The sequence below is a fragment of the Psychroserpens burtonensis DSM 12212 genome (genome assembly GCF_000425305.1).
Lineage (GTDB): Bacteria > Bacteroidota > Bacteroidia > Flavobacteriales > Flavobacteriaceae > Psychroserpens > Psychroserpens burtonensis.
Genome location: NZ_AUDE01000030.1, coordinates 1 through 13,060, shown reverse-complemented (window position 1 = coordinate 13,060; position 13,060 = coordinate 1). Strand labels below are relative to the sequence as shown.

The window sequence follows — 13,060 nt, the reverse complement described above, 5'->3', positions numbered from 1 at the left end:
AGCTTTACTAATGTCAAATTTTCAATTCCTTCAAAAAGAGTGGCCAGCTATTTTTAAAGAAGCAAAAGAAGCCGAACAGCTTACGCTAACGTCACCAAAAGCCTGTGCAATGATTTGCAGAAGTGCTTTAGAGAAAACGATACAATGGCTCTACCAGAATGATGAAGAACTAGAATGGCCTTATGATACAAAACTTGCCAGCTTAATACACCAACAGTGTTTTAGAGAAATCATTAAACCTTCTATGTTTAGAGAGGTAGATTTAATCCGTTTAAACGGGAATGCTGCTGCACATGGTAAATCAATTATCCAAGACCAATCCATCGCCAGTATTAAAAACCTCTTTCGATTTTTAAGTTTCTTAGGAGTATATTACAATGAAGAAGAGATAGAGGTTCCTGCTTTTAGCATGGCGTTAATTCCTGATGGAAGTGAGCAAAAGGAGACTTTAAAAGCCCTTCAGCAATTAGAAAATCAACTAGATTACAGAAGAGAAAAAGACAAAGAAGAACGCGCAAAATTAGAGGAGCAAGCGGCGCAAATAGAATTATTACAAAAGCAGTTAGAGAATCAACAAAAAGTTAATACGCAGCGAAGAGTAGAAAGAGAAAAGGTCAAAGACCCAGACAAAGTAATTCCTGTTTTAATACCAGAAGCGGTTACTAGAAAACTCTATATAGATGTTCTGTTAAAAGATGCAGGTTGGGAAGAACTAACGGAAGGAAGAGAGTTAGAATATGAAGTAAAAGGAATGCCTAAAAGTACCAATCCGTCTGGTATTGGCTATGTAGATTACGTGCTTTGGGGCAAAGATGGCAAACCTTTAGCAGTTGTAGAAGCGAAGAGAACCATGGCAGAAGCCAGAAAAGGAAGACACCAAGCAGAACTCTATGCAGATTGTATAGAACAAATGCATGGGCAACGTCCGGTTATCTTCTACACCAATGGTTTTGAAACTTTTATTTGGGACGATACTTTTTATACCGATAGAGAAATAGAAGGGTTTTACACCCAAGATGAATTGCAACTTCTTATAGATAGAAGAACCACCCGAAAAGACTTAAGAGCCTTTAAGGTAGATTTAGATATAGCAGGAAGAGATTACCAGTTAGAGGCCATAAAAAGAGTTGCTGAAAATTTAGTAGTAGACGGGAAAGATGGTACTCTTAGAGGCGCTAAAAGAGAGAGCTTATTAGTCATGGCAACAGGTAGTGGAAAAACAAGAACTGCTGCAGCAATTGTAGAAATGTTAACTAAATGCAACTGGGCAAAAAGAGTGCTATTTCTAGCCGATAGAAACGCTTTAGTTACCCAAGCTAAAAATGCGTTTAAAGAACATTTACCAGAGCTTTCTGCCATTGATTTAACCAAAGAAAAAGAGGATAGTAGTGCCCGCTTGGTCTTTTCTACCTACCCAACAATCATTAATAAAATAGACAAAGTAAAAACGGTAGACCAACGGTTTTATGGTGTGGGTCATTTCGACCTCATTATTATTGATGAAGCCCACCGTTCTGTGTATCAAAAATACAGTGCCATCTTTGATTATTTTGATGCTATGATCATCGGTTTAACAGCAACGCCAAAAACAGATATAGACCACAATACCTATGGTTTATTTGGCATTGAAGATGACAATCCTACGTTTGCCTATGAATTAAATGTAGCTGTAGATCAAGGCTATTTAGTGCCTCCAAAAGCAGTAAGTGTGCCACTTAAATTCCAAAGAGAAGGCATTAAGTATTCAGAGCTTTCCGATCGAGAAAAAGTAGAATACGAAGAGAAGTTTGGAGACCCAACCAATGAGGAAACTCCAGATGTTATTGGTAGTGCTGCTTTGAACAGATGGTTGTTTAATACGGATACCGTAGATAAGGTGCTAGAACACTTGATGAAGGATGGGATTAAAGTAAGTGGCGGTGATAAATTAGGAAAGACAATTGTTTTTGCCAAGAACCATGCACATGCTGTATTTATAGAGGAAAGATTCAACATAAACTATCCGGAGTATGGAGGGAAGTTTCTTAGAGTAATAGACAACTATGAAACCAAAGCGCAGAGTTTATTAGAGAAATTCACAGATCCTTTAGAAGAGCAAGAACCTCAAATTGCGGTTTCTGTAGACATGATGGATACAGGAGTAGATGCTCCAAGAGTAGTGAATTTAGTATTCTTTAAAATGGTAAAAAGTGCTTCTAAATTTTGGCAAATGATTGGTAGAGGTACCAGATTATGTCCAGATTTATTTGGACCAGGAGATGATAAGAAAGAATTTATGATTTTTGACTATTGTCAGAATTTTGAATTCTTTGATGAATATCCAGACGGCGCGTATGCACAAAGCATGAAGCCTTTACTGCAACAAATATTTGAAGCCAAGCTAAAGGTTTCGCAACTGATAATACATCTGCCAGACAAGACACCTACTGAAGTTGCCGTTAGAGACGCCTACTTAACGGAGTTGCACAAAATAATTCAAAATTTAGATGAAAGTAGATTCGTAGTTCGGAAGCAGTTACGCTATGTAAAAGAATACAGCAATAAATCAAAATGGTTAGACCTTTCAAAAAGTGATCTTCAAGAAGTAAACGCTCATTTATCTCACTTGCAACCCGCATCAAAAGGTGATGACGAGTTGGCACGAAGATTTGATATGCTTGTTTTAGTGTACCAAATAGTATTGCTCACAGGATCTGGTGAAACAGCAAAGTACATGGGTAAAATATACAGCACTGCAACTGCATTAGAAAGGAAAGATAACATACCTCAGGTGGCACTTCATTTGCCATTAATTAAAGAAGCACAAACAGATCATTACTGGGAAACCATCAATATCAAAAAACTAGACGAATTAAGACTGGCTTTAAGAGACTTGATCAAGTATTTAGAAACAGAAACACAAGCACCTGTATATACAAATTTTGAAGACGACCTAGACTATGAAGGCATCGCAGTTCGAGAAATTGTGAGTACTTCTTATGTGAGTTTGCAATCTTATAAAGATAGAGTTGAGAGTTATATTAGAAAAAATAAAAGTCATTTAACCATTAACAAGCTTTCTAACAATGTATCCATCACAAAGATTGAGTTAGATTCTTTAGAAAAGATGTTATTTACAGAGAGTGTTGCTGGGACTAAAGAAGACTTCGTTACACAATATGGTGAAAGACCTTTGGGTGCTTTTATTAGAAGCATTACAGGTTTAGAACCAACCGCCTTAAACAATGCGTTTTCTGAGTTTTTACAAGTCGGGAATTTAAGAGCAGATCAAATGACCTTTGTAAAAACAATTATTTCCTACTTAACAAAAAATGGAACGATTGATAAAGCCATGTTGTACGAACCACCATTCACAGATTTAAATGACCAGGGAATCAGTGGTGTTTTTGACAAGGATGCAGACGTTATAAAGATGGTGAAAATTATAGACATGATTAATGGGAATGCTGAGGTTGGATAGACGCTACGAAGTTCGATGAATACCCATGCAATTAGGTTGCACACACGTAAAATATATTTGCACTATTAATATTAAAAACATAAGATAAGGATAGCAGTAGCAAAGTTGAAAAAAGTTGATCCGAATGCCATTGATTTAAAAGCAATCATACCTAAAACAAAGGGGATTTATTTTTGGTGCACAAAGGATACTGATGAAGTAGTGTATATAGGAACTGGTTCTGGTGTAAACGGTCTTTACAATAGAATTGTAAGACAGCATTTGAATTCTAAGTATATCGAATACAGAGAAGAGAAACAGAGTGTAAAAGATTTCTTCCAACAAGAGCACCCAATTATGAAGGAAGTAAAAGGAGTGTTAAAAGCCGGAATTGATCAAAGTGCTTTTAGAAAAAATATAGGACGTACCTATTGTATAAAACCAGGAGAGGGAACAATTAACTATATAAAAGACAACTTATATTTAAAGTTTCATGAACTTGAGGATAAAGAAGAACTAATACTTTTAGAAAAAGAATTGATACAAAACACCAACCTGTTTTAAATATCAGCCATAAATATAAAATTTCAAATCGTTTATAATTGAGGTTTTTTTAGAAGTTTAAACACAAAATTATTATTCAACCAATAGAGTATTGAAAATAGTTTTGGTAATGAATTTAAGTGGGAAAAATTAGTTAATTATTAGATGAGTCGAATTAAATATGAAATGCTTGATGTAAACTTATTTGATACAAGTTATAGGATTAAAATGGATTATTTTTTGGAAAAATTCCTTCTTAAGTTTGAGAAAGTACTTCAACCATTTATTAAAAAATTAAAATAATATTTAAGTTATTAGAAATAATAATTAAGCAATTAGGTCTTTTACAGGCTCACTTTTAAATTAAATATTTAATAATAGGGTTGAAAAAAGAAGGCAGTCTTAAAATAATCATCAATAAATGTCAGAAAACACACCACCAAAAAAAAGGATAGAATATCGTGGCAAGAATGTCCGTGTTTCTAGAACAGGAGGTATTTCGGCTACTAAAACAATTTTAAAAGGTGGGTATGGCGCTACCATAAATACCAAACACGGTGTTAGACTTCATAAAAGATTGTTTAAAGGTGCTAGAATGGGCTTTCAGCGAGGTAACTTTCAATTTATAGGTAGGTACAATAGTGGGCCTTTTAATTTTAATATTTCAAAAGGGGGTATTAGTACTTCGGTCAAAAATAAAAGAGGTTCTTATAACTTAATGAAGCCTAATTATTCAAGCTTCAAATTAGGAGGTATTCAAGTAAGAGGCAAAAATGCAGCTGTACTGCAATTATTATTTTTAGCATTACACCTTATTGTAAATATATTTAAATTTTTATGGCATGTTTCAATCACCCTATTATGGTTCATATTTTTATCATTAAAATGGTTTGTAGATTTTTTAATTGGTTTTTATAAAGGAACTAAGATCAAAGAAAATTAAGAAATTACAACACTTCACAAACATTTTTTTACTTCATTTTTTTGAATACTTCGACACCTATTATTGTTGGTCATTGTATTTCTTTAAGGGGTAATTCTGCTTTATATTTGCAGAATCATTTAAATCAGTTTTTAAAATAAATTGTCTAACCTACCAACATATTACTCCTTATCAAAAATATTGAATCGTGTAAAAACGATTATAGATAATAATATTGACGGCAAATACTTTTGGCTTAAAGTAGAAATTACAAGTATTAATTTTCATAGATCTGGCCAAACCTATATTGAACTGGCAGAAAACATAAATGGCAAAACCGTTGCAAAATGTAAAGCAATCATTTGGAATCAAAATGTTTCTCAAATTCGAGAAGTATTAGGACAGGATTTTAGTAATATTCTTAAAAAGGGGAACGAGATCTTATGCTATGCAAATATTCAATTTGACACAGCGCATGGCTTAAGCCTCTTAATTACCGATATAAATTTAGAGTTTGCCGTTGGTCAAATCGAAAAGAAACGACAAGAAACTTTAGCTAGGCTTCAAAAGGAAGGAATTATTGACCTAAATAAGCAAATTAAAGTACCCCTAGTAATCTCAAATATTGCGGTAATAGCCTCAGAAAACACTTCTGGTTACCAAGACTTTATCAAAAATATTGAAGACAACCAGTATCAGTACTCATATAATTTAGAAATATTTTCTTCTGCTGTTCAGGGCAATGGCGCTGAATTAGAAATTCTTAGGAAACTTAAAATCATCAATAAAAAAAAGTACGATTGTGTTGTAATTATTAGAGGTGGTGGTTCTAAAATGGATTTAGATGTTTTTAATTCTTATAAAATAGCAAAGCAGATCAGTAAAATGCAAACTGCTGTATTTTCAGGGATTGGTCACGAAACAGATATAACAGTAATAGATTTTGTTGTTAATCAAGCTTTTAAAACACCTACAGAAGTATCAAATTACATCGTAAATAAATCACATGATTTTGAACAAAAGATACTGCGTTCTTATGATTTTATTTATGAAAAGTATCAAAATTTACTAGATAAAAAATTTGGCGAATTAGTTTTAAATACTCAAAGTATTACGAATGCATCAAATGGTTTTACGCGTTTAAGAAGAGGTGCTTTGCATACCCTTATGAATCGCTTAACGGCAAGCGTTAGTCATCTAATTCATGAAGAAAGGAATACCCTTTCATTAATCAATCAAAAACAGTTACAACAAAGTAAAAGAATCCTAAACAATAAGGAAAGGCTCATAAAAAAACAACTTGAAATGCTTGGCTTACGCGTTGCTTATTTAATCAATAATAAAAAAGCGTACCTCTCCAATTCTTTAATACTTCTAGCATCAAGTAGTCCGAAAACAATTCTTAAAAAGGGTTTTATTATACCACGTGTAAATGGGAATCCTTATAAGGGTGAACCCTTAACAAAAGACACCATAATTAAACTAGAATTTAAAGATTCAACTATAGTAACTAAATACGTAAAACAAGAAAATTAATGGAAAATAAACCCACTTCAAAATTAACTTATGAGGATGCATCAAAAGAACTTGAATTAATTCTTGAGAATTTAAGAAATGATGAAGTAAGCATTGATTCCTTAGAAAAAGTAGTTACCAGAGCAGCTACTTTATCAAAATTTTGTCAAGATAAATTAAGAAATACAGAACAGAAAGTACAAGGTATAATTGAAAAATTGGGATTATAATCTATATAAGCGTTGGTTTCTTTTTCAATAGTAATATACGGGGTGTAGAATTCATCATTTTTTGCTTTTGCAAGATTTTTTATGCCCATATTTTATTTAGCGAATTAATGGAAATAGATTCTTTATTTTTTATTGGTTCATAAATTGAATTTCCTTTTTTTTGATTTTCTCTGTAGTAGGTTACTCCATTTTTTTATTGAGCCTTCAGCTCACTTATATCCTAACTACAATTCTTTAATTTCATAATTTGATTAATCACAGCTGAACCATTTACAATAATTTCAACTAGGTCATTTTCAGATAAATTGGACGACTTTCTATCTAGTGATTTTGTCACAAAATTAAGTAACCTTTTTCCCTAATGGTCAATATTGATTTGAATTAAACCTTCCTTCTTTTCAATTAAAGTTAAATTGTTTTGTGTTATTTGTTCTGTAGTTAAGGTCATTTTCTTGTATTGCAGTTAACGTTATGTGTATGGTTAGTTGCGTGGTTAAGTAACTAATTTAGCAAATAAATCACAGATAGAATATTCCGCAGGAATGTTCGTAAGTCAGCAGTGACCTAGCAATTAATTATACACGGTGTTGTAAGTAGTCTTTAATTATTAATCATTTTATCATAAAAGACTTTTTCAAATTCAAATATTTCAGAAGCTTTAATTACATATCCAATATTCATTGGTATTTTGGTTTTTACTTCGGAACTATTTCTATAGTCAATTTCGTTAATTTTTGTGATTTTTCCTTTAACAGAGAATTGCGGACCAGCATATAGAATTCCTAATAAGTAAAGTTTGAGTCCAATTTTTGGTGTATAATTTTTGTCAGTATAAATATCTCTATAAAAATAAATAGGTGAACCACTTGACCCATTAAAAGCAGCGATATCAATTAAAAAAACTCTTTCTCCATTAAAGTCCAAATATGGCGTAGTAGCAGTAATTCCTTTCCGCACAATTGGTAAATTATTTTTAATATCCCATAAACCATTTGGGTATCCAATCATTAAAACATCCTCAATGGATTTTAATTCGCTTCTTTGAATAGAGTCTGAGGGTATCGATTTTTTGTCCATTGTAATATATGATAAATCAATACCTCTTTTCTTAGACTCCGAAAGCATATTCATAATTGGTATTGCAACTAAATCAGTTTTCTTATTTGGATGTTCGTATACAAAGGTAGTGTCGTTCGGAATTGTAATTATCTGTGATTTATCATTATTAGGCTTATTATTTTTCAAAGTCTTGAAGTATAATCTTATGTTCTTGAAGTTATTGACAATATGTTTGTTAGTTATTATTAAAGGTATTTCATAGTTTAAACTGTCGTTTTTTAATGTGTAGAAAAATCCAGTACCAGAACTAATGGAATCAATTTTATTATAAGCTTCGATTCTAATAGTGGTATTGATTAACTGTTCAGATATGTGCAGATTATTTTGAGCAGTTAAGTGAAAACTTATTGTCAAAAAAAATATTAATAGTTTCTTCATTTCGTGATTACTTACAACGTGATTGTGTATGATTAGTGGCGTGTTTCAGCACCTAATTTAGTAAATAATTACCGACCAAGAAAATCAGCGAGGATTTTTGTAAGCAAGCTCGAACTAGCCATTAATTATACACGGTGTTACCATTAGTTATTTATTATTCTACGTGTATTTTTGTAAGTTTTTTAAATTACATTTCATTTATAATCAGTATTATAATATTTTTTTTTAAAAAATTAAATTTGTTTAAGTGTTAAAAAAATTGCGTTAAATGCGTATCATTGTAGTTAACTAACCTAGACGATTTAATTTTCTTCTCATCATTTAGGGTCGAAAAAAGGCAAAATCTTAAAAAAAAACCAATGAAAACAACTGCACTTTTAGTGTGTCTATTATTTGCTACACACTCAATCTATTCACAAGAGACCATTCCAGCGTCTGGAGGAGAATCCACAGGCAGTGGAGGCTCATCCAGCTATTCAGTTGGTCAATTGGTTTACACCACCAACACAGGAGGTGGTTCAGTATCCCAAGGTGTGCAACAAAGTGTAGAACTCTTTACTTTAAGTAATCCAGATTTAACAACAGTAAATTTAACTGCCGTTACCTATCCTAATCCTACTACAGATTATGTAGTACTGGCGATAACAGATGCTACACTATCAGATTTAAGCTATGCCCTTTATGACTTACAAGGCAGAGCAGTTACAAAAGGCCTAACAACCCAATCTAACACGCAAATAGACATGCAAAGTTTGGCAACAGGCACTTATGTGCTTAAAGTAAACCAAAACAACCAAGAGTTAAAAACATTCAAAATCATTAAAAAATAAAATTATAGATGAAAAAATTATACACATTTTTAGTAGCAGGATTACTAGCTGCAACAACATTTGCTCAAACGCCAGAAAAAATGAGTTATCAAGCGGTTGTAAGAGACAGTGGCGATGCTTTAGTAACCAACCTAGCAGTAGGTATGCAAATAAGCATATTACAAACAACAGCAACAGGAACAGCAGTTTACATAGAAACCCAAACGCCAACCACGAATATTAATGGATTGGTAACATTAGAAATAGGAACAGGAAGTGTTGTTAGTGGTGATTTTACAACCATAGATTGGTCAACAGGACTTTATTTTATAAAAACAGAAACCGACCCAACAGGAGGAAGCAGTTACACTATAACAGGCACTAGCCAGTTATTGAGTGTGCCCTATGCTTTGCATGCTAAAACTGTAACACAACCAACCTACAATGTAAACACCTTTTACGCAGAGTTAGGTGGTTATGTTATAGAAATAAATACAGATGGAACGCATGGTTTGGTTGCAGCCATGCAAGACCAAGGCGCATCAAATTGGTATGAAGCAAATGATTTATTGAGCAATGCCGCTAATCATGATGTTAACGGAGCTAAATTTAAAGATTGGCGCTTACCTACCAAAAGAGAATTAAACCTTATGTATGTGCAGAGAACAAATATTGGAGCTACTAGTTACTACTGGAGTTCTACGGAGGACGGTAACGATAACGCGTGGGACCAGAATTTCGCCAATGGTAATCAGGGCGCTAGCAATAAGTACTACACAGACGGCGTGCGTGCAGTTCGAGCTTTTTAATTATTTAGTTATTTATCAATTTAAATAGTGCCGCGCAAGCGGTCGGTTTTTATTTTTTAAAAATGGCATTACATACTGAGTTACCGGTTTACAGAGATACTTATAAACTAGTATTAGAAGTTTTTATAAGCACCAAAAATTTCCCTAAAGAATACAAGTATAGTTTGGGTAGAGATATGGAGCGCGATGTATTGGTGCTAATGCGTTGTATTTACCGTGCCAACAGAGCGCAAGAAAAAACTGCGTTTTTAAACGAGTTTTTAGATAATTTTGAAATATTAAAATTAGAAATTAGGGTTTGTGTAGATTTAAAACTCGTGTCTATAAAAAGGCAGAGTGTTTTAGCAGACCTTATGAACAGTATAGGAAAGCAAGTGGTAGGCTGGAAAAAGAGTACTACAACTAACGCCAGAATTGTGTAAGACCAAGGTTTTACCAAGTGTGCGTTTATTTTGAAAAGGCACCTTAGCTATATAGTATATCATATAGCAAAATAGTGCTCCTTGCCATTCGGTAATGGTTCAAAAATTAAGGTGTTGCATTACTACTGGAGTTCTACGGAGAACGATAACAATAACGCGTGGAAACAGAATTTCAACAATGGTAATCAGAACAACAACAATAAGAACAACACAAACAACGTGCGTGCAGTTCGAGCTTTTCAAACTTTCTTACTAAAAAGGCGGCATTTTTGTCGCCTTTTTTATGCAACAATTTTATGGCAGAAAAACATACAATACCGTTAGAAAATTTGTTTAAAGCCTATTATAGCTGCCGTAAAAACAAACGCAATACTATAAATGCCTTGGCTTTTGAGCTTAATTTAGAAGAAGAATTAATACAGCTAAAAGAAGAGTTAGAAAGTGGCACTTATGCCATTAGTAGCTCCATTGCTTTTGTGGTAGATAAACCTGTAAAACGCGAAATATTTGCCGCTAATTTTAGAGATAGAGTTGTACACCATTTAATTATACAAAAAATGAATACTGTATTTGAGAAGCATTTTATTTACGATAGTTATGCATGCCGTAAAGCAAAAGGCACGCATTTCGGTATTGGCAGAGTTGATGGTTTTATACGTAAATGCTCAAAAAACTATACGCAAGATTGTTATCTGTTAAAGCTAGATATTAAAGGGTTTTTTATGCACATTAATAAAGCTATTTTATTTACTAAAATTGAAACGCTTTTTACTGCAAAATATAATGGAGCAGACAAACAGCTGTATCTAAACCTTTGTAAAACTATTTTGTTTTATGAACCAGTAAACAATGCTATAATAAAAGGTAACTTAAGTAATTGGGATAATTTACCTAAAGATAAAAGTTTGTTTGCTGCCAAAAACGGTTATGGTTTACCCATAGGCAATTTAACCAGTCAGGTATTTGCAAATGTGTATATGAGTGCTTTAGACCATTTTATAAAACACCAATTAAGCGTCAAGTATTACGGCAGGTATGTTGACGATTTTGTATTGGTGCATACTAACAAAGCTTACTTAAAAAGTTTAATCCTTATAATTTCTAAATTTTTAAAAACGGAATTACATTTAAAATTACATCCCAAAAAGATTTATCTACAACATTACAGCAAGGGAGTTAGTTATATTGGAGGTTTTATAAAAACCAACAGAATTTATGTTAGCAAACGTACCAAAGGTAATTTTTACGCAGCAATACTTGAACAAAATAAACTAATAGAGCATACTATAAATCCTAGCAAAGCAGAAAAGCAATTGTTTTTAAGTAGTATGAATTCTTATTTAGGTATTTTAAAACATTTTAAGTCTTATAAATTACGTAAGTATTATATATCAGAAAATCTATCTGAAAAATGGATGGAATATTTCTCAGTGAACACAAGTTTTACAAAATTCACTAAACTAAAAGTCCCTAAAGGTGTATAAAAGCTATGAATTTTTTAGTTTGTCATAGTTCCACGTAATTAATGGTAACGTTGATGTATATGGTTTGTTGCGTGTTTATAGGAATTAATTTAGTAAATAATTACCGACCAAGAAAGTCCACGAGGACTTTCGTAAGTAAGCAATAAGCCAGCAATAAATTATATACGGTGTTGGTAGCAGTGCTTATTTCATATTTGTCTTTGTTTTGAAATCAGAGTTTTTTCCAGTTGAATTTACTTTATTGATAAATTCCTGCATTTCATCTGTTAAGGAAAGGACTTCTTGATTTTTCCAATATTCTGAGTTATAATCTCCTTTGAGGTCAAACATATCTTTATTTAAATTGATATTATTCTTGATTTTTTCAGTATTGACTACGGGAATTGAATAATAAACATAACTCCAATCAAAAATATCTTTTACTTGTTCTTCATAAACTTCTGTTTTTCCTTTTAGAGTTGCTTTATTTAGCTGAATTTTATTTGTCATTTGGTTTCTCTCAAAGCTGGACTTCCAATTGCTTAATATAGTTCTAAATTTTGCATTTTTAACATTCTCAAATTTTGCATTTTCATTGCTGTAAGTTACATCCGCTTCCTTGAAAGTATTGTCTTCATTTAGAATATAATAACCTCTATACAAACTTTTTTCACTATCTATTGGATCTAGAGTGATTCTACTAGAACTCTTGTCTGAAGTAGTTTCGTAACTAATATCAAATTCTTCACGATTAAAAGCAATTCTAATAATATTTGTAAGAAATTCTTGAAAACTGAACAAAGCAAAATCAATCTCTCTATTTTCAATTCCCACTTTTCTGATATTTTCAATTTGTATTTTATAATTCTTTTTAGGCATAGGTTTAGACCTTGTGTCAAATAAAGCTTGTTTTTCTAAAATTCCAGAAAAATCAACAATTTTGTAAAGTTTATTATTTTTTCTAATCACAGCCCTTAAAAAAAACTTCTCTTTATGTGGTTCAAGTGCATAATCTGTCAATACCGTTTTTAGCATTTGAGTGTAAAGTCCATCTTTGCTAATAATAACTTCGTCTAGTTCAAAAGTCAATGGCTTCATAAAAATTGTGTCGTTTGCTTTTAGAAAATTAAAATCAATTTCTAATGTTTCGTAGACAACGCTCTGTATTGAAATTTTGTTAGTTGTTTGTTCAAACTCAAAAACACCAAATTCATTACTAATTGAATAATTTTCAAGACCTTTTATAGTTGCATAAGAAATAGGTTTACCTTCTTCCTTGTCCCACAAAATATTAAAAGATGTTTCCTGTCCAAATATTAAATTTGAACTTGTAAGAAATATCAATAAATAAAATCTAACTATTAGTTGTTCTTTATTCATTCCGTATTGTTTTTTTCGCATTGCTACCAAC

General features: G+C 32.2%; 11 protein-coding genes. 9 read left to right on the top strand and 2 right to left on the bottom strand.

Translation table 11 applies throughout. The features are described 5' to 3' along the window. The first annotated feature begins 10 nt into the window (after positions 1-10). The 5 genes from H593_RS0113495 to xseB all read left to right on the top strand — a co-directional run bounded on the left by H593_RS0113495 (position 11) and on the right by xseB (position 6,649). Positions 11-3,460: a DEAD/DEAH box helicase family protein gene (locus tag H593_RS0113495; protein ID WP_028872937.1), complete on the top strand. Its 3,450-nt coding sequence runs from the start codon at positions 11-13 to the stop codon at positions 3,458-3,460. Positions 3,461-3,565: 105 nt separating this feature from the next. Next, positions 3,566-4,003, top strand: coding sequence for a hypothetical protein (locus H593_RS0113490; RefSeq protein ID WP_028872936.1), 438 nt, complete (start codon positions 3,566-3,568; stop codon positions 4,001-4,003). A gap of 400 nt (positions 4,004-4,403) precedes the next feature. Next, the gene (locus tag H593_RS0113480) at positions 4,404-4,925 is read left to right on the top strand and encodes a hypothetical protein (RefSeq protein ID WP_028872935.1); all 522 of its coding nucleotides are present in this window, start codon (positions 4,404-4,406) and stop codon (positions 4,923-4,925) included. Between the two features lie 141 nt (positions 4,926-5,066). After that, complete coding sequence (xseA, locus tag H593_RS0113475; RefSeq protein WP_028872934.1) at positions 5,067-6,440, top strand: exodeoxyribonuclease VII large subunit; 1,374 nt, start codon at positions 5,067-5,069, stop codon at positions 6,438-6,440. Continuing rightward, positions 6,440-6,649 carry an exodeoxyribonuclease VII small subunit gene (gene xseB, locus H593_RS0113470; RefSeq protein ID WP_028872933.1) on the top strand — a complete coding sequence of 70 codons (210 nt, stop codon included), beginning with the start codon at positions 6,440-6,442 and terminating at the stop codon, positions 6,647-6,649. The genes xseA and xseB overlap by 1 nt, the downstream gene beginning before the upstream one ends. 600 nt (positions 6,650-7,249) lie before the next feature. Here xseB and H593_RS0113465 read toward each other — a convergent pair. Further along, on the bottom strand, positions 7,250-8,146 hold the full coding sequence (locus H593_RS0113465) for a S1 family peptidase (protein WP_051229736.1): 897 nt from the start codon (positions 8,144-8,146) through the stop codon (positions 7,250-7,252). A 359-nt stretch (positions 8,147-8,505) separates the two neighbouring features. Between H593_RS0113465 and H593_RS0113460 the strand changes: the two genes are divergently transcribed. The 4 genes from H593_RS0113460 to H593_RS19235 all read left to right on the top strand — a co-directional run bounded on the left by H593_RS0113460 (position 8,506) and on the right by H593_RS19235 (position 11,670). Further along, positions 8,506-8,976, top strand: a complete 471-nt coding sequence (locus tag H593_RS0113460) for a T9SS type A sorting domain-containing protein (RefSeq protein WP_028872931.1) — start codon at positions 8,506-8,508, stop codon at positions 8,974-8,976. An 8-nt stretch (positions 8,977-8,984) separates the two neighbouring features. Beyond that, the gene (locus tag H593_RS20150; protein WP_028872930.1) at positions 8,985-9,764 is read left to right on the top strand and encodes an Lcl C-terminal domain-containing protein; all 780 of its coding nucleotides are present in this window, start codon (positions 8,985-8,987) and stop codon (positions 9,762-9,764) included. Positions 9,765-9,826: 62 nt separating this feature from the next. Then, positions 9,827-10,186 carry a four helix bundle protein gene (locus H593_RS0113450; protein WP_028872929.1) on the top strand — a complete coding sequence of 120 codons (360 nt, stop codon included), beginning with the start codon at positions 9,827-9,829 and terminating at the stop codon, positions 10,184-10,186. 296 nt (positions 10,187-10,482) lie between these two features. Continuing rightward, complete coding sequence (locus H593_RS19235; RefSeq protein WP_051229735.1) at positions 10,483-11,670, top strand: RNA-directed DNA polymerase; 1,188 nt, start codon at positions 10,483-10,485, stop codon at positions 11,668-11,670. Positions 11,671-11,853: 183 nt separating this feature from the next. On the opposite strand, the gene H593_RS0113440 is transcribed toward H593_RS19235, so the two are convergent. Beyond that, a partial coding sequence (locus tag H593_RS0113440; protein WP_028872928.1) for a hypothetical protein occupies positions 11,854-13,060 on the bottom strand: 1,207 nt, incomplete at its 5' end.

Coding starts and splice junctions, on each gene's coding strand:
- H593_RS0113495 (WP_028872937.1), top strand. CDS start 11: ATGTCAAATTTTCAATTCCTTCAAAAAGAGTGGCCAGCTATTTTTAAA.
- H593_RS0113480 (WP_028872935.1), top strand. CDS start 4,404: ATGTCAGAAAACACACCACCAAAAAAAAGGATAGAATATCGTGGCAAG.
- xseB (WP_028872933.1), top strand. CDS start 6,440: ATGGAAAATAAACCCACTTCAAAATTAACTTATGAGGATGCATCAAAA.
- H593_RS0113465 (WP_051229736.1), bottom strand. CDS start 8,146: ATGAAGAAACTATTAATATTTTTTTTGACAATAAGTTTTCACTTAACT.
- H593_RS0113460 (WP_028872931.1), top strand. CDS start 8,506: ATGAAAACAACTGCACTTTTAGTGTGTCTATTATTTGCTACACACTCA.
- H593_RS20150 (WP_028872930.1), top strand. CDS start 8,985: ATGAAAAAATTATACACATTTTTAGTAGCAGGATTACTAGCTGCAACA.
- H593_RS0113450 (WP_028872929.1), top strand. CDS start 9,827: ATGGCATTACATACTGAGTTACCGGTTTACAGAGATACTTATAAACTA.
- H593_RS19235 (WP_051229735.1), top strand. CDS start 10,483: ATGGCAGAAAAACATACAATACCGTTAGAAAATTTGTTTAAAGCCTAT.